The organism is Bacillus sp. S3 (assembly GCF_005154805.1).
Taxonomy (GTDB): domain Bacteria; phylum Bacillota; class Bacilli; order Bacillales; family Cytobacillaceae; genus Neobacillus.
Map to the genome: position 1 here is coordinate 5,409,301 of NZ_CP039727.1, position 16,952 is coordinate 5,426,252.

Annotated in this window: 15 protein-coding genes and 4 tRNA genes; 1 reads left to right on the forward strand and 18 read right to left on the reverse strand. The window is 41.6% G+C overall.

Translation table 11 applies throughout. The features are described from left to right. Positions 1-228: 228 nt before the first annotated feature. From FAY30_RS25765 to FAY30_RS25845, 17 genes are all read right to left on the reverse strand, one after another. Positions 229-301: transfer RNA gene (locus FAY30_RS25765), tRNA-Phe, on the reverse strand. A gap of 7 nt (positions 302-308) precedes the next feature. Then, a tRNA-Asp gene (locus FAY30_RS25770) sits at positions 309-385 on the reverse strand. 65 nt (positions 386-450) lie between these two features. Continuing rightward, positions 451-522, reverse strand: a tRNA-Glu gene (locus FAY30_RS25775). Positions 523-536: 14 nt separating this feature from the next. Next, positions 537-612 (reverse strand) — tRNA-Lys (locus FAY30_RS25780). Between the two features lie 167 nt (positions 613-779). Further along, the gene (locus tag FAY30_RS25785; RefSeq protein WP_149872515.1) at positions 780-2,072 is read right to left on the reverse strand and encodes an adenylosuccinate synthase; all 1,293 of its coding nucleotides are present in this window, start codon (positions 2,070-2,072) and stop codon (positions 780-782) included. Between the two features lie 201 nt (positions 2,073-2,273). Next, positions 2,274-3,629, reverse strand: coding sequence for a replicative DNA helicase (gene dnaB, locus FAY30_RS25790; protein WP_149872516.1), 1,356 nt, complete (start codon positions 3,627-3,629; stop codon positions 2,274-2,276). Between the two features lie 156 nt (positions 3,630-3,785). Continuing rightward, complete coding sequence (rplI, locus tag FAY30_RS25795) at positions 3,786-4,235, reverse strand: 50S ribosomal protein L9 (protein ID WP_149872517.1); 450 nt, start codon at positions 4,233-4,235, stop codon at positions 3,786-3,788. Continuing rightward, a complete protein-coding gene (locus tag FAY30_RS25800; RefSeq protein ID WP_149872518.1) occupies positions 4,232-6,205 on the reverse strand; it encodes a DHH family phosphoesterase in 1,974 nt (657 codons plus the stop codon). The genes rplI and FAY30_RS25800 overlap by 4 nt, the downstream gene beginning before the upstream one ends. Before the next feature lie 25 nt (positions 6,206-6,230). Further along, a complete protein-coding gene (locus tag FAY30_RS25805; protein ID WP_149872519.1) occupies positions 6,231-7,175 on the reverse strand; it encodes a YybS family protein in 945 nt (314 codons plus the stop codon). 203 nt (positions 7,176-7,378) lie between these two features. Further along, positions 7,379-7,618, reverse strand: a complete 240-nt coding sequence (gene rpsR / locus FAY30_RS25810; RefSeq protein WP_007088219.1) for a 30S ribosomal protein S18 — start codon at positions 7,616-7,618, stop codon at positions 7,379-7,381. 49 nt (positions 7,619-7,667) lie between these two features. After that, positions 7,668-8,195, reverse strand: a complete 528-nt coding sequence (ssb, locus tag FAY30_RS25815) for a single-stranded DNA-binding protein (protein WP_149872520.1) — start codon at positions 8,193-8,195, stop codon at positions 7,668-7,670. Positions 8,196-8,265: 70 nt separating this feature from the next. After that, positions 8,266-8,553: a 30S ribosomal protein S6 gene (rpsF, locus tag FAY30_RS25820; protein WP_149872521.1), complete on the reverse strand. Its 288-nt coding sequence runs from the start codon at positions 8,551-8,553 to the stop codon at positions 8,266-8,268. Positions 8,554-8,813: 260 nt separating this feature from the next. Next, positions 8,814-10,250: a group II intron reverse transcriptase/maturase gene (gene ltrA / locus FAY30_RS25825; RefSeq protein ID WP_149872629.1), complete on the reverse strand. Its 1,437-nt coding sequence runs from the start codon at positions 10,248-10,250 to the stop codon at positions 8,814-8,816. A gap of 685 nt (positions 10,251-10,935) precedes the next feature. Then, positions 10,936-12,036 carry a redox-regulated ATPase YchF gene (ychF, locus tag FAY30_RS25830; RefSeq protein WP_149872522.1) on the reverse strand — a complete coding sequence of 367 codons (1,101 nt, stop codon included), beginning with the start codon at positions 12,034-12,036 and terminating at the stop codon, positions 10,936-10,938. Between the two features lie 133 nt (positions 12,037-12,169). Beyond that, entirely contained in the window at positions 12,170-14,167 is a 1,998-nt protein-coding gene (locus tag FAY30_RS25835; RefSeq protein WP_149872523.1) for a molybdopterin-dependent oxidoreductase, read from the reverse strand. A 78-nt stretch (positions 14,168-14,245) separates the two neighbouring features. Then, the gene (locus FAY30_RS25840; RefSeq protein WP_149872524.1) at positions 14,246-14,443 is read right to left on the reverse strand and encodes a DUF951 domain-containing protein; all 198 of its coding nucleotides are present in this window, start codon (positions 14,441-14,443) and stop codon (positions 14,246-14,248) included. 16 nt (positions 14,444-14,459) lie between these two features. Beyond that, positions 14,460-15,332 (reverse strand): mechanosensitive ion channel family protein, encoded by an 873-nt coding sequence (locus tag FAY30_RS25845; protein ID WP_149872525.1) that lies wholly within the window; start codon positions 15,330-15,332, stop codon positions 14,460-14,462. A 168-nt stretch (positions 15,333-15,500) separates the two neighbouring features. Here FAY30_RS25845 and yyaC point away from each other — a divergent pair, with 168 nt between their 5' ends. Beyond that, positions 15,501-16,115 carry a spore protease YyaC gene (gene yyaC, locus FAY30_RS25850; RefSeq protein WP_149872526.1) on the forward strand — a complete coding sequence of 205 codons (615 nt, stop codon included), beginning with the start codon at positions 15,501-15,503 and terminating at the stop codon, positions 16,113-16,115. Between the two features lie 42 nt (positions 16,116-16,157). Here yyaC and FAY30_RS25855 read toward each other — a convergent pair whose 3' ends face one another. Next, complete coding sequence (locus tag FAY30_RS25855; protein ID WP_149872527.1) at positions 16,158-16,874, reverse strand: DUF554 domain-containing protein; 717 nt, start codon at positions 16,872-16,874, stop codon at positions 16,158-16,160. Positions 16,875-16,952 lie beyond the last annotated feature (78 nt).

Below are 16,952 nucleotides of genomic sequence, written 5' to 3' on the forward strand. Positions count from 1 at the left end.
GTAGTCGTTTTATCATATTTTGAAGCTATATTTTTCTTAAATAGTAGGGGTGAATCCCTATTAAAACAGAGATTGATGTAGTTCTAGAGTAGTAGATTTTAATTTTGGAAACTAGGACAAACTATGGAGGAGTTTTGTAAAAAAGAGGAACTATTATTACGGGTTCATTACAGTAGCTGCGGCATAGATAAAAAAAAGAAGCATGCATAGGCAAGCTTCCTTTTTTTATGGCTCAGGACGGAATCGAACCGCCGACACAAGGATTTTCAGTCCTTTGCTCTACCGACTGAGCTACTGAGCCATCTAGATGGCGGTCTGGACGGGACTCGAACCCGCGACCTCCTGCGTGACAGGCAGGCATTCTAACCAACTGAACTACCAGACCAGATTTAATTGATTGCCAGCAAGGAGACCGTCCTTGCCAGTCGCTTACTGACAATCAAAAGCCAATGACCCCTACGGGATTCGAACCCGTGTTACCGCCGTGAAAGGGCGGTGTCTTAACCGCTTGACCAAGGGGCCATAGTAAATGTAAATGGTGAGCCATGAAGGACTCGAACCTTCGACCCTCTGATTAAAAGTCAGATGCTCTACCAACTGAGCTAATGGCTCGTACTTTTTAAAAATCCACTAACAGAGCTAATGGCTCGTACGTTGTAATTTGTCGTATTGTGGCGACGCTTCTTATAATATCATGGGTGATTGTAATAACGCAATACTTTTTATAAACTTTTTTAAAAAAATTTGAAGCCCCCTGAAAGAGGGCTTCGTTCTTTGGTTTAGATCATTCTCCACGGGCTGCGGACAACATTTGTTTGATTTCGATCCGGGCCGACTGAGAAGGTGGATAACGGAATACCTGTAAGCTGTGTTACACGTTCCACGTAGTGGCGGGCATTTACAGGCAGTTCATCTAATGTTTTAACCCCTGTAATATCCTCTGTCCAGCCAGGAAGCTCCTCGTAAATAGGCTCACATTGTGCTAAAACCTTTAAGTTAGCAGGATATTCGGTAATGACTTCATCTTTGAAGCGATAAGCCGTGCAAATCTTTAATGTTTCAATCCCTGTTAACACATCGATTGAATTAAGAGAAAGGTCCGTTAATCCGCTGACACGGCGGGCATGACGAACGACAACACTGTCAAACCAGCCAACACGGCGCGGACGGCCTGTTGTTGTTCCATACTCACGACCTACTTCACGAATTTGGTTTCCGATTTCATCATTTAATTCAGTTGGGAATGGACCATCACCGACACGAGAAGTGTACGCTTTACATACACCGACTGCATGCGTGATTTTTGATGGGCCGACACCAGAACCGATTGTCACGCCTCCTGCAACTGGGTTCGAAGAAGTAACAAATGGGTAGGTACCTTGGTCGATATCAAGCATGACGCCCTGAGCACCCTCAAATAAAACACGCTTGCCCTCATCCAATGCATCATTTAATACAACAGATGTATCGCACACATATTTCTCAATTTGTTGGCCATATTCAAAGTATTCGTCGAGAATGTCTTCTTTTTTAAAGCCTTCAGTCTCATAAATACGCTCGAATAAGCGATTTTTTTCTTCAAGGTTCTGTATAAGTTTCTCTTCAAAAATTTCACGGTCAAGTAAATCAGCAATACGAATACCAACACGGGCTGCCTTATCCATATAAGCAGGGCCGATTCCCTTTTTCGTTGTTCCGATTTTATTAGCGCCTTTTCGTGTCTCTTCCACTTCATCTAATTTTAAATGGTACGGAAGGATGACGTGGGCACGGTTGCTAATCCGAAGATTCTCGGTTGTAATTCCTTTTTCATGTAAATAAGCTAATTCTTGTACAAGTGCCTTTGGATCAACAACCATTCCATTACCGATGACACTGATTTTTTCTTTATTAAATATCCCTGAAGGAATTAAATGTAATTTATAGGTTTCCCCGTTAAATTTAATGGTGTGGCCTGCATTGTTACCACCTTGGTAACGAGCGATGACCTCAGCATTTTCTGAAAGAAAATCGGTAATTTTCCCTTTTCCTTCGTCTCCCCATTGCGTACCAACAACCACTACTGATGACATGAAAGGCACCTCCGAAATTTTTACATCTATTATTAATTATTTAATTAATTATCTCACCACAATAGTTTATCAAGTTAATCCTAAAAAATCAAACAAAACACGAACATTTTATATAAAAATATCATATACGTTCGTAAAAATATGAAACTATGAATATAAAAATGGAGCCAGCTTAATGAGGGCTGACTCCACCATGACACATTACGCTCCAGGCGGAGAATCATAACGTGTCTCTATATTAACAAATTTATTATATTCCTTCACAAAGGCTAACGAAACCGTACCGGTTGGACCATTCCGTTGTTTAGCAATAATAATTTCAATGATATTCTTACTTTCAGATTCCTTATCATAATAATCATCACGATAAAGGAAGGCAACAATATCGGCGTCCTGCTCGATCGAACCTGATTCACGAATATCCGACATCATGGGACGCTTATCCTGGCGCTGCTCGACACCACGGGACAGCTGTGAAAGGGCAATAACCGGCACCTGCAACTCACGAGCCAATTGCTTAAGAGACCGGGAAATTTCCGATACTTCCTGCTGACGGTTTTCGCCGGAGCGGCCGCTGCCTAAAATAAGCTGTAAATAATCAATTAAAATCATCCCTAAACCATGCTCCTGCTTTAGGCGGCGGCATTTTGAGCGAATATCACCGACACGCACCCCAGGGGTATCATCAATATAGATCCCTGTGTTTGATAAGGCGCCCATTGCCATCGTCAGCTTACCCCAGTCTTCCTCTGTTAAGGACCCGGTACGAAGCCTTTGCGCATCGATATTTCCTTCGGCACACAAGAGACGCATGACAAGCTGCTCTGCCCCCATCTCGAGACTAAAGATGGCGATGTTTTCACCTGTCTTTTTCGCCACATTTTGCGCAATATTTAAGGCAAAGGCAGTTTTACCAACGGAAGGACGGGCACCCACAATGATTAAGTCATTGCGCTGGAAGCCTGCTGTCATCCGGTCAAGTTCGACAAACCCTGTCTCAAGACCTGTAATCTCGCCCACACGTTTATGCATTTCCTCAATATTGTCATATGTCCGAACGAGTACATCTTTAATATCGTGGAAGGCGCCGGCATTCTTTCTTTGCGCCACTTCTAAAATGCTTTTTTCTGCTTCACTTAACAGGGCTTCCACTTCGTCTTCACGCGAATAACCATCAGAGGCAATAGTGGTTGCCGTGCGGATTAATCTTCTAAGTAACGACTTTTCTTCTACGATTCTAGCATAATACTCAATATTAGCTGCCGTCGGAACAGATCCGGCCAGATCACTTAAATAACTGACACCGCCAATATCCTCAATCAGTTTAGCTGCCGCGAGTTCCTCTGTTACCGTAACGAGGTCAACCGCTTTACCCTGATCACTTAGATGGAGCATTACATGAAAGATTTTTTGGTGGGAGGCACGATAAAAATCTTCAGGAATTAAAATTTCCGAAGCCATTGTGAGAGCAGAGGGCTCAAGAAAGATTGCCCCTAGTACCGCCTGTTCTGCCTCTATATTTTGCGGCGGCATACGATCTGCATATACATCATTCATCCTATCAAAAACCTCCTGCCTTCGAAGGATTTAATTAAAAACGCAATAAAGAGTAAAGAAAAAAGTGACCAGTCAAAACCGATCACATCACATCCGATTGCTTACTTGTTCTATTCTATCATGTTTATTCTCAACTTCGTACTGGCAAATTTTCACCTATTTGATTTCTGTCACAGAAACCGTTAATGTCGCTGTCACTTCATGGTGAAGCTTGACAGGTACTTTTGTATGGCCAAGCGTGCGAATGGCATCCGCTAATTCCATTTTCCGTTTATCGATTTTAATGCCATGCTTCTTTTGCAATTCTTCAGCAACTTGTTTTGTTGTAATCGAACCAAAAAGGCGTCCGCCCTCACCGGCCTTGGCTTTTAATTCAACCGTAATCGTATCCAGTGTTTCCTTCAGTTTTTTCGCTTCAGCAAGCTCTTCAGCAGCCATTTTTTCCTGCTTCTTTTTTTGAGCATCTAATGAGCTAATGCTGGCATTATTGGCTTCAACCGCTAAACCCTGCTTAATTAAAAAGTTATGTGCATAGCCATCTGCCACATTTTTTACTTCCCCTTTTTTCCCTTTACCCTTAACATCCTTTAGAAAAATGACCTTCATTCCTTTTTCACTCCTTCTAAATATTCATCAATCGCCAGCTTTAATTGTATCTCTGTTTCTTCAATCGACAGGCCGGACAGCTGTGTTGCTGCATTTGTTAAATGGCCGCCGCCTTTTAAGCTTTCCATAATGACTTGTACATTGACGTTCCCAAGCGATCTTGCACTAATCCCAATCACGCCTTCGCTGCGTTTAGCAATCACAAAAGAGGCGAGTACCCCATCCATTGTCAACAGAGTATCGGCTGCTTGAGCAATAATCACTTGATCATGGAGCTCCTGTTCCGTTCCTTTTGCAATCGCAATTCCATCATGATAAAAAGAGACTGATTCAATGAGCTTGGACCTCTTTATATATGTATCAACATCTTCTTTTAAAAACTTCTGAACGAGAACCGTATCAGCACCATGAGCACGGAGGTAGGAGGCGGCATCAAATGTCCGTGAGCCCGTCCTTAGTGTAAAGCTTTTCGTATCTACAATGATTCCGGCTAAGAGGGCTGTTGCCTCAATCATCTCAATCTTACCGCGTTTCGGCTGATATTCCAAAAATTCCGTTACCAATTCCGCGGTAGACGAGGCATACGGTTCCATATACACAAGCAATGGATTGTCTATAAAATCTTCGCCGCGGCGATGGTGGTCAATCACGACCACATGATCAATTTTGTTTAATAACCGTTCTTCAATGACCATGGATGGCTTATGAGTATCAACAACAACAAGCAGTGTTTTTTCCGTCGCAATTTCTAATGCTTGTTCAGGACCGATAAAACGGGAAAATAATTGTTCCTGTTGACGAAGTTCACCCATCAGCCGTTTCACAGCATTATCTATTTCCTGCATATTGACGACGATATAGGCTTCCTTTTGGTTCATTTGGGCAACTTTATAAATGCCAATACTTGAACCAATTGCATCCATATCAGGGTTTTTATGTCCCATGATGATGACCTTATCACTGGCGATGATTAAATCCCGTAATGCATGGGAGATCACGCGGGCTCGGACCCGTGTCCGTTTTTCAACCGGATTTGTTTTGCCGCCAAAGAATTTCACTTTCCCATTCGGCAGTTTAATCGCCACTTGGTCGCCGCCTCTGCCTAAAGCTAAATCCAGACTTGATTGGGCTAAGACCCCTAATTCCGGCAATGAGGTCACACCTGTGCCAACCCCAATACTCAAGGTAAAAGAAACATTCTGCTTCGAAGTCATTTCCCGGATCTCATCCAGAATTGCAAACTTCTCTTTTTCAAGAATATGGAGAATTCGTTCGCTAAAAACAGCAATAAATCGTTCCGATGAAACTCTTTTTAAGAAGATGCCATTGTCTGTTGCCCACTTATTCAGAATAGAAGTGACCAAATTATTGATACTGCCGCGCATCTGATCATCCATCCCCTGGGTCAGATCATCATAATTGTCCAAAAGGATGGTCGCAATGACCGTTCTGTCATCCTGATACCTTTTCTCAATTTCCTTTTGCTCGGTTACATCGAAAAAGTACAATAGACGCTCTTCTCGTTTATGAATCACGCGAAATTTCCGCTGATGAAGGGTAATAATTTCTGTCTCTACTTCCTGTTTAATCAACGGTATCAGCGTATCTGCAATATCATACAGCGACTTGCCAACCAATGTATCCTCATCAAAATAGGATGACAGGAAAGGATTGGTCCATTCAATAAAATATTCTTCATTGATGAGCATGATCCCAATTGGCATCTCCATCAGTGCTTCTTCGCCGACTTTTTTCACCCGGTACGAAAGCGTTGAGATATATTCTTCCAATTCCGTCCGTTCCCGATGATCGATGACAAACATAAAGTAGAGGGGGATAATCATTAATAGCAGTCCGGCAACACTTAAGATCCAATTATATAATAACAGGACAATGAGCAGGATTACGGTTACGCCAATTAGCCCATAAAAAGGGTAACGAATTGACCGCTTTTCAAAAAATGCAGGCAAAGTTCTCAGCTCCTTGACGCGAGTCTTACTCTTTTTTTTCAAACTGCTTTCTAAAATCAAAGCCTAAATCTGTAATACCCAATAACATTATTATATAACGGGCAATTGGAATCGTGAAAGAAAGAATTACAACAAGTACTCCCAATCCCTTCGCAACTGACCTTTGGTGGAAAATAAAAAACACGAAGGCAAGCCCTTGAAAAATCAGGAAAAATTCTAATATGTAGCGCGCATTGACTAAAACAGAAAATAAATACGTTCCTTCCTCCGGACGAAGCAGCAGCATCGCCCCTAAAGCAATTAAATAGTACCACAACAGGCTTTTTGGCAGTGAAAGATTGCGGAAGCTTCCCCACGGCTCTACACGTACCCCAAATCTTTTTACAATCGGAAAACACACCCATTGAATAATAAAAGAAATGATAACAGCTCCCAAAATTAAAATGCTCGGAGCATAGATTTCAATTACTTTAATGAGATTGGCGTTTTGCTCTTGCAGTCCTTTAATCTGATCCTCTCTCCCCATCGCTTTCAACATCTCTTGCGTGTCGTGCAGCGATTGATTTAAGGCAGTGTGGATCTCCTGAATGATATCAATTTTCATAAAAGCAACGATCACCGCATAATTGATGACCATGCCAGCCATAAGAATCAGTGAACTGGCAATTAAAATTGCCGTCCTGCTCTTATTCTTCTGCAGCATATAGCCAATGAACACACCTGGAATCCCGTATAAAAGCATTAACCCCAGACCCGCAATTGATCCGGCTATAAACGAGATGGCAACCGCAGCGAGAAAGAAGGCGGCAACATTTTTCATGGTATTTTTTGCTGAGAAAATGATAAACGGCACAGGCAGGACTATATTTAGAATAGAGCCAATCAGCGGTACATAAATCGTTATTAATAAAAGAACAGTAAATGCAGCGAGAAGGATGGCTCCCTCTGTTAGTTTGCGTACATTTTTCACTTCAACACCCCTAAATATCTTAAGCCTATCATCCTATTTTAGCAGATATGGACTTTGATTCAAATAAGAAAAGCGGAGGAGCCCTGGTCAGCGGCGTATGGCCTAGAGCGCTGGAGCTGGACATTTCTCAATGTCGAAATTTATGAATTCTTATATAACAAAAAAGGCAGCGAGGACTGCGCCTCTACTGCCTTTTTGCTTTATTATTCACCTGCAACAAATGGTAGTAATGCCATTTGACGTGCACGTTTGATTGCAACTGTTAGTTTACGTTGATATTTAGCGCTTGTACCAGTTACACGACGTGGTAAAATCTTTCCACGCTCAGAGATGAATTTTTTTAGTAAATCCACATCTTTATAATCGATGCGAGTGATACCATTTGCTGTGAAATAGCACACTTTCCGGCGTTTTGCGCGACCGCCTTTACGTCCTCCTGCCATGAAAATTCCCTCCTTTATTATTTTATTTTATAACGTTCGTAGGATTTGTTTAGAATGGAAGATCGTCATCAGAGATGTCAATTTGTCCATTTCCGGCAAACGGATCTTCATCCATTCGCGTAAACCCTTTATTTTGGTTTTGATTCTGATTTTGATTTTGTCGTTGATTCTGATTGCTGCTGCCATATGGATTCCCTTGTGGTTCCATAGGAGGAGCACCGTAATAATCGTTGCCTCTCCCGCCGCCGCCTGACGCACTTTTAGGTTCAAGGAATTGAACACTATCAGCTACGACTTCTGTAACATACACACGTTTACCGTCTTGTCCTTCATAGTTGCGGGTTTGAATACGGCCATCAACACCTGCTAGGCTGCCTTTCTTTAAAAAGTTCGCCACATTCTCAGCTGGTTTACGCCAAACAACACAGTTAATAAAGTCTGCTTCACGTTCACCTGACTGACTAGAAAACGGACGGTTAACTGCTAAACTAAAAGTAGCTACAGCGACCCCATTTGGTGTATAACGCAAATCAGGATCTTTTGTTAAACGGCCAACAAGCACGACACGATTCATCATCAGAATCAACTCCTTTTTTCAGAATATGTTTCACGTGAAACATTTTTTACCAAAAATATTTATGTTAATCTTATGCTTCTTCTTTAATTACGATATGGCGAATGATGTCTTCGCTGATCTTTGCAAGACGAGAAAATTCTTGTACTGCATCAGCTGAAGATGTTGTTTTAGCGATTTGGTAGTATCCGTCGCGGAAATCGTTGATTTCGTATGCTAAACGGCGCTTACCCCAATCCTTTGTTTCAGCAGTTTCCGCACCATTATCAAGAAGAATTGTGTTGAAACGCTCAACAAGAGCCTTCTTCGCTTCATCTTCAATATTTGGGCGGATGATGTACATGATTTCGTACTTATTCATCACAGTCACCTCCTTTTGGTCTAAACGGCCCGAATGGGCAAGGAGCAATTATTCATTACTCACAAGTTGAAAGTATAGCACAAGTATAATAAAAATGCAATGTTGTTCACAGGAATGTGATTTTTAAGCAAACTTTTCTGTTGATTTCCGCTCTAATCAATATAGCTATAAATAGAGTAGGGTAACCTCTTTCGAGGCTACCCCCTCATCAAACCGTACGTGCCCTATTAAGGCATACGGCTTACCAATGTGTTACAGAATCAGTACGTTGCTAATCTTTGTGCATATTTCATTTTACGAACAAGGTCGGGAGTATAATACTCTTGACCTTGTTCTTTTGCTTTAAGAACTCTTTTCTCCTGTTTCTCTTGTTGCTTCTCTTTCATTCGAAGAATGTAGCTTTCTAAGGAAAAACCGTATATTTTATGATAATAATACCAATATGAAGGGATGAGACCTATCATCGCAAAGAATTTATTATTCCACTTCGTTTTCATGGCATGACCTTTTCTTTGGCTTGGATGGGCATGTATCATGGATACTCTTAGTCTTTGCCGAATATAGCCATCTATCGCTTGTAACTCTTTCCCGAATGCTTTAAAGAAACATGAACTTGCAAATCCATGTTCTTCATTCGCTTTAATCGCTTTATATATGGTTAGAAAATAGTTAACCTTACCTCGTATTACAGGATTTACTTGGTCAATCCATTTTTCCTTGCTTAGGGTTAGAGTTTTCCTGGTTTTATCTTTGATTTTCTGTCGAAAATCCTTCCAAGTAGCTTCTTTTGGTTTGGCGATATAGTATGGCTTACCATCCTTTTTACGTTTTCTCCAGTGTTCAAACGTAAATCCCATAAAGTCGAAGTCATCGTCATCAAAATTTACAATCTTTGTTTTCTCCGATGCAAGCTCCAGACCGAGTTCGGCTAATTTATCTTCCGTAATCTCAGCCGCCTTTTTAATATCTTCTTCTGATTTAGCAAATATCAAGAAGTCGTCAGCGAATCTTACAAATCGAAATTTATGTTCTGCCCAAGTCCAGTCAAGTTCATTTAGATAAACGTTCGCAAGTAGTGGCGAGATGACTCCTCCTTGCGGAGTCCCAGAATCAGTTAAATGATATTTTCCTTCTTCCATATATCCCGCCTTTAACCACAGCCATATCATATCTAACACAGTTCCATCTGCAATGTATTTGTTTAAGACTTTTATTAGATTTTTGTGTGGAATATTATCGAAAAATCCTTTAATGTCTGCATCGAAGATGTAATTGTAACCTTGTTCGATATTTGCAAGGATTATTTGTAGAACACGCTCTGGTCCTACATTAGGTCTGTACCCACATGACCATTTGTGGAAAATACCCTTTTCAAATTTCGGCTGAAGAACGTTTACCAAAGCCTGTTGGACAATTCGGTCTTCTATATTTGGTATGCCTAGAGGTCTCTTTTTGCCATTTTTCTTGGGAATGTAGTGCCTTCTTACTGGGGAAGGTTTGTATTCTTTCTTTCTTAACTTTTGTAAAAGCGAATCTAAATTTTCTTCTAGACGGTATCTATAACTGTCAATCGTTTCGCCATCAATACCACCAGACCCTTTATTGGCTTCTACTTTTTCCCAAGCAGCTTTTAGTTTTCTGTCGAAAAGAATTTGTCCGTAAATACTATGCCATTTGAATTTTAACGCTTGATTCATTGCATATTCCGCACCCTTCATTGTGTACATTCAGCTCGTTTATACCGAAGTATCGTTTTCTGTTAGCATTACACACCTTTAAAGATGTGGAGCCACAAGGTCGTTCCCCTTCCGTTCATGTATGGTTTGGTCCATACACTACTTCCGTACTATGAGAACGTCTGACTTCTCCATCCACAGCCATCATTTCAGATTAACCTTATAGATGAATGTCCTTTCGGTAAGAATGGAGACCTCACGGGGTCATCGTACCTTCCTTTTAAACATACCCAGCACCATCACTTGGTAAGCTGTTTCTGCCCGGCTGATTCATTGAACAGAAACCATTACTGTTTGTAGCGGGCTTCCCATTATAATCGCATGGTCGCCAACTTACCCCGCCGCCGTGCTTCACACTTTTGCATTTGGGTCTGCTTATCCGACTACGGGTCTCTCGATTGTCCGCATCTCCTTCAGACACCACCTCACGGTGATGCCCTAGATTAGTCTTCACTAGTTGTATCAGCACTCTAATGGAAGGACTTCCACCTTCGAGAGAATGAGTCTTCTGGAATTCGGGAGTCGTGTTTACCGAGATAACGTACTCCAACCTTTAACAACTCATTCAGTGCAAGTAATCTGCACAAGGTACGACTGCCCGTCGCACAATCAAAAAGGACCGACAAAATATGCCAGTCCTTATTAATTACACGTTAAAGCGGAAGTGGATGACGTCGCCGTCTTTTACTTCGTATTCTTTTCCTTCTAAACGAACTTTTCCTGCTTCTTTCGCTGCCGTATGGCTGCCGGCTGCCAGCAGGTCATCATAGGAGACTGTTTCCGCCCGAATAAAACCGCGTTCGAAATCAGAGTGAATGACTCCCGCACATTGTGGAGCTTTCATTCCTTTTCTAAATGTCCATGCGCGAACTTCCTGTACACCAGCTGTGAAGTAGGTGGCTAAACCAAGCAGATGATACGCTGCACGGATTAATTGATCAAGACCGGATTCCTCGATGCCAAGTTCTTCTAAGAACATTTGCTTTTCTTCGCCTTCAAGTTCAGCAATTTCCTCTTCAATTTTTGCACAAATAACGATTACCTCGGCATTATCAGCCTTAGCAAATTCTCGCACCTTTTGCACATATTCATTTTCAGATGGATCGGCTACATCGTCTTCACTAACATTCGCTACGTATAAGACTGGCTTGATTGTTAATAGATGCAAACCTTTAACTAATTTCATTTGCTCGTCGGTAAAATCAACGGTTCGAGCAGGCTTTTCTGCTTCAAAGGCATCACGCAGCATTGCAAGAACTTCAAATTCAGCGGCAGCATCCTTATCCTTTTGCTTAGCCAATTTTTCAACGCGGCTAATCCGCTTTTCCACGGATTCCATATCAGCAAGAATTAACTCAAGGTTGATTGTTTCAATATCATCAATTGGATCGACTTTCCCGGATACGTGGGTAATGTTTTCATCAGCAAAGCAGCGAACTACTTGGCAAATTGCATCCACTTGGCGGATATGCGAAAGGAACTTGTTTCCGAGTCCTTCACCTTTACTGGCCCCTTTGACAATCCCGGCAATATCGGTAAATTCAAATGCCGTTGGCACGGTCTTTTTCGGCTGCACCAATTCAGTTAATTTTTGTAATCTGTGATCAGGAACCTCGACAATGCCGACATTCGGGTCAATCGTACAGAAGGGATAGTTTGCTGATTCCGCTCCTGCCTGTGTTATTGCATTAAAAAGAGTAGACTTACCAACGTTCGGCAACCCTACGATACCAGCTGTTAAAGCCATTCACATTCACTCCTCAAAAGAAATTCTTCTATGTTTAAACAAAAATAATTAGTCCCATAATCATGAAAAGACAAGTCTTTCACAATTATAGGCATTTATCTGCAAAAAGACAACTGCCGCAAAATAGCGGCAGTTAGTTTACTTTTTCAATATTTACAAGACAATCATATAATGTACTCCCAAGGCCATTATCGGATTCTCTGCTTGAAGTCAGCTGATTTACAGACCCGCCAAATTCACGCCAAATTCCCTCATCGATATTGATCGTGTTCGGATGGGCTTTTGCTAAAATAGAAACCACCCCTTTTATCTCTCCGCGGTCATTCCAAACCTTGACGAAATCACCATTTTTCAGTGCAAAATGTTCTGCTATATTTGGTGCAATCTCTACCTTCACTTTCGGTTTTGGAGTCAAAAGGTGATAGTTCTGCGAATGGTTCGAGCGCATAGGGTGAATCGTTAGGAGATGATAAGGATATTTTTCAGCAAGCTCAGGGTCTTCCCATTTTGATTCATCCGGAACCGCTAATGTTAGCAGGCCATTCTGACCTTTTTCCCGCGCTGTAAACTGATACTTACCGCTTGGAGTTTGGAAGGTGTGATCCCTCCATGGAATTTTTTCAACTGGAAGTTCCAATGTGTGCTCTGCCCTTAATTTTTCAAGGGTAATCCCTCTGTCTCTTAAAGGTGTAAGTGTCATCTCCAGAAACGCTTCTCTTGAAAAAGCAAAATCAGCACCAAATCCGAGCCGCTCCGCTAATTGTGTCCAGATCCATAAATCAGGCTGTGCCTCACCAGGGGCCGAGACAAGCTTTGGGCCATAGTTGACATAATGATGGTACATAGATGAATAGTAAAGGTCCTCTTCTTCAAAAGCTGTTGTTGTCGGTAAAACATAATCAGCCATCAGCGCAGTATCCGTCATGAATTGTTCAACCACAACAAGAGTGGAAACAGAGGAGAAGGCCTGTCTAACCACTTCGCTGTCAGGCACCTGTGTTAAGGGATTGCCGCAGGTCACAACGATCATCTTTATTTCCGGATCCGTTGCTTTCCGCACTTCTTCCGCCTGTTTCATGATCGAAAACTGCCTATGATGCTGCCTGCGTTCAGCGAGGGTTAACTCGTCAAATGCAAAGCTTTGTCCCACCTGGACATTGGCATAATTAGCACCGCCGCCGGTAATCCCAATATTCCCGCTGACGGCCACAAGGGCATCAATCAGGCGAATCGTATTTCCGCCATTTGTATAACGCTGCATCCCTAACCCCATAAAGGTAGCTGTCGGTTTATCTGCATAAACATATGCTAAACTTGACATAACCTCACAAGGGACTTCTGTCATTTCACTAATTTCCTCTAGGGTGATCGTATCGAGAAGCTGTTCCAAATCCCGAAACCCATAGGTGGATTGCTCAATAAACTCACGGTTCTCGAGACCTAATCTTAGCATTTCCTTGATAATGCCGGCAGCTAATAATCCATCCATCCCCGGCTTGATTGTTATATATTCATCGGCTAGTTTTGCCGTAGCGTTGTAAAGTGGATCAATAACATAAATTTTTGCGCCTTTTTTCTTCACTTCAAGCAGTTTTTCAAAAAAATGCATGTTGGTCCTGGCAACATTTCTTCCCCAGATAATAATGTTTTTACTGTTGTAAATGTCATTAGGTTCATGACTCCAGGCATTGCCGAAATCCCATTTTTGCGCTTCAATTCCTGCGCCCCAACAAAGCGACCCATAAAGCTCTGTTACCCCGCCATAGCAATTAAAAAAGCGCTGATCAAGATTTTTTAGGATTCCATTATTCGCATAATCATGGCTGTGCAGAACAGCAGTTGATCCGTATGTTTTTTTAATTTTTTTTAATTCTGCAGCAATCTCATCAAGAGCTTGTTCCCAGGAGATTTGCTGAAATGTTCCGTTTACCTTTTTTAACGGATGCAATACGCGCTCCCCGGAGTTTGTCCTTGTTTCGAGCATTCGTCCGCGTCCGCAAATTTTCCCCTGTGTGATGGGATGGGAGGGGTCACCTTCAACCTTTACAACCTGATCCTGATCAATTGTTACATGAAAACCACAGCTATCCCAGCAATTTAACGGACAAGCTGACTTTCGTATTTCTGCCAAATGCTCCACCCCCAAAACACTCTATTTCTACGTTTGTTATAAGAATAATATAGTTAGATAAGAAAAAAAAGCATGAATTTAATCCTCATGCTTCACCAATATTTTCTTCATTTTCCTTGAAAACTCTTTGCGTGGAATGAGGACACTATGGCCGCACCCCTCACATTTAATCCGAATATCCATCCCCAGACGAATGATTTTCCAGCGATTCGTCCCACAGGGATGCTGTTTCTTCATCTCAACCACATCATTTAGGGCAAATTCCTTTTCCTCCATCACTTATCCCCCATTTCTACTTCGATTGACCGGATCCGTTTTGGTACATAAAAAAATTAAGATTTGGTGCTTTAATCCCATTTTCGTCTAAAATAAGTTTTATATCCTTCCGAATTCCCCGAGTTACACCAGACTGCTTCATTGGTAATGTTTCAGCGATGATGCGCAAAACAATTTCATTCGGACCCATTGTTTGAATTCCTAATAATTCCGGTGCCTTCGTTAACTCCTCATATTGGCTTGGCATATTTACCAATGCACCGGCAATCACTTTTTCAGCCCTTTCGATATCTTCTCCATAGGAGATGGCAATATCAATGATAGCAAGGCTATTATTGATTGAAAAATTGGTCACTTGAGAAATGCTGCCGTTCGGTAAAATATGAACTTCGCCTGTCCAGCTTTTAATTTTCGTTGTTCTTAATCCAATAGTTTCGACATTGCCTTCAAATTCTCCTATTCGAACATGATCGCCAACTGAAAACTGGTCTTCAAAAATGATAAAGAAACCGGAAATAACGTCCTTTACCAAGCTCTGTGCTCCAAAACCTACTGCTAACCCGACAACTCCCGCTCCGGCAATAAGTGCCTTGACATCAATTCCTAAAACTGAAAGAACCATCATTATCGCGATAAAATAGACCACATAAGTAAGAACACTATCGAGCAGCCTAGAAAGCGTGTCTTCACGGCGTTCTGATGTATTAAGCGGTGACAAGTTTCTAATCTTAAAAACATTGTGAATGGCCACTTTGCCAATACGGATAATGATATTGGCAATAACTAAAATGGCAATAATTTTTAGCGCGCTCTCACCAAGATTCAGCCATGTATCTTCATCTTGAAATTTATTAATATCTTCTTGTATTGTCTTTGCCGTTAGACTCATTTTTACACCTTCCTTAAACCCAATTACATTCAATCTATTTTAGCAATTTTCCTATGCAGATAATAGCATTATGAATTTTGTTTTTCTACACTTCATGTATAGATTTCCTGAATTTTCCGTATAATAGTAAAACTATTTACCGTACATAACATTCAGGGAGTGGAATTAATGAATCTCAAACCAAGCTTTTTTGACAGGAGGGCCAAGACACACATTGTTCATGATGATTTTCATGCTGCCCGACATCTCGCCGAGGCGTTACTCCTGAATATTCCCAGTGTCACAAGCCGCCCCATTGTATTTATTTGCATTGGAACAGACCGTTCCACAGGAGATTCATTAGGTCCACTTGTCGGGAGCCTGCTAGAAGAGAAAAACATTGAATCGTTTTACGTATACGGAACATTGGATGATCCCATTCATGCTGTGAATCTTGTGGAAAAGCTGAAGGAAATCCGGGCCAAACATGCTGATCCATATATTATTGGCATTGATGCCTGTTTAGGGAAAATAAAAAATGTCGGGGTGATTCAGGTGGGGAATGGACCTGTTAAACCAGGCGCAGGAGTGAATAAGGATCTCCCGGCTGTAGGTGACATGCACATCACTGGCATCGTCAATGTCAGCGGATTTATGGAATTTTTCGTCTTACAAAACACACGCTTAAACCTTGTCATGAAAATGGCCAAAACGATTGCAGGCGGAATATACCAAGCAAGCGTCTCGTACCAAAAACAAAGCTGGGCAGATTTAAATTGGGTAGAAGAAGAAAAGACAAACTAAAAGGAGCAATCATTTTCCAACGTTGCTCCCTTTTAATTCCATTTATTGTAAAAAATAGTGATAAAAGTAGATAATCGTTACAATTATCCCTGTAACAACAATGGCAGGGAGCAGGTTTGCGACCTTAATTTTGACCATTCCGGTGAGATTCAAGCCAATGGCAAAAATCATAACGCCTCCGGTCGCCGTCATTTCAACAATAAACTGATCCATCAACGCTTGTGGAACAAAGCGGTCAATCTGTGTCGCAAACAAGGCAATTGACCCCTGATAGAGAACAACAGGGATGGCGGAAAAAATGACGCCTATTCCTAAAGTGGTCGTTAATATTAAGGCCGTAAAGCCGTCTATCAGTGATTTCATATAAAGGACATCATGATCTCCACGAATACCGCTGTCAAGGGCGCCAAGAATCGCCATCGCTCCAATGACGAAAATCAATGTAGCCGTGACAAAGCCTTCTGAGATACTTCCTTTTCCATTTGAGCCCACCTTACGCTCCAGCCATCCGCCAAGGTCATTTAATTTATCTTCCAGCCTAAGCAGCTCACCGATGACCGCCCCGGCAACAAGACTAATAATGACAATCAGGAAATTTTCACTCTTCAACCCCATCTGGAGGCCCAACACCATAACAGACAAGCCAATTGCATACATAACCGTCACTTTCATTCCCTCAGGGATGCGGTTGAGTAATTTCCCTATCAGTGTACCAATAATAATTAACAGTCCATTTACAAGTGTTCCTAATAAAAACATCGCAATTCCACCTATTTTTTGCCTCTCGAAATAGTATTAACTATTAAACTATCATGTTTTATTTCGATTGGAAAGGAG

Excerpts from the sequence above, each read along its gene's own strand:
- yyaC (WP_149872526.1), top strand. The coding sequence starts at position 15,501 with ATGAATCTCAAACCAAGCTTTTTTGACAGGAGGGCCAAGACACACATT.
- FAY30_RS25845 (WP_149872525.1), bottom strand. The coding sequence starts at position 15,332 with ATGAGTCTAACGGCAAAGACAATACAAGAAGATATTAATAAATTTCAA.
- rpsR (WP_007088219.1), bottom strand. The coding sequence starts at position 7,618 with ATGGCAGGAGGACGTAAAGGCGGTCGCGCAAAACGCCGGAAAGTGTGC.
- FAY30_RS25840 (WP_149872524.1), bottom strand. The coding sequence starts at position 14,443 with ATGGAGGAAAAGGAATTTGCCCTAAATGATGTGGTTGAGATGAAGAAA.
- FAY30_RS25855 (WP_149872527.1), bottom strand. The coding sequence starts at position 16,874 with ATGTTTTTATTAGGAACACTTGTAAATGGACTGTTAATTATTATTGGT.
- rpsF (WP_149872521.1), bottom strand. The coding sequence starts at position 8,553 with ATGAATAAGTACGAAATCATGTACATCATCCGCCCAAATATTGAAGAT.
- ltrA (WP_149872629.1), bottom strand. The coding sequence starts at position 10,250 with ATGAATCAAGCGTTAAAATTCAAATGGCATAGTATTTACGGACAAATT.
- rplI (WP_149872517.1), bottom strand. The coding sequence starts at position 4,235 with ATGAAGGTCATTTTTCTAAAGGATGTTAAGGGTAAAGGGAAAAAAGGG.
- FAY30_RS25785 (WP_149872515.1), bottom strand. The coding sequence starts at position 2,072 with ATGTCATCAGTAGTGGTTGTTGGTACGCAATGGGGAGACGAAGGAAAA.
- ychF (WP_149872522.1), bottom strand. The coding sequence starts at position 12,036 with ATGGCTTTAACAGCTGGTATCGTAGGGTTGCCGAACGTTGGTAAGTCT.
- ssb (WP_149872520.1), bottom strand. The coding sequence starts at position 8,195 with ATGATGAATCGTGTCGTGCTTGTTGGCCGTTTAACAAAAGATCCTGAT.
- dnaB (WP_149872516.1), bottom strand. The coding sequence starts at position 3,629 with ATGAATGATGTATATGCAGATCGTATGCCGCCGCAAAATATAGAGGCA.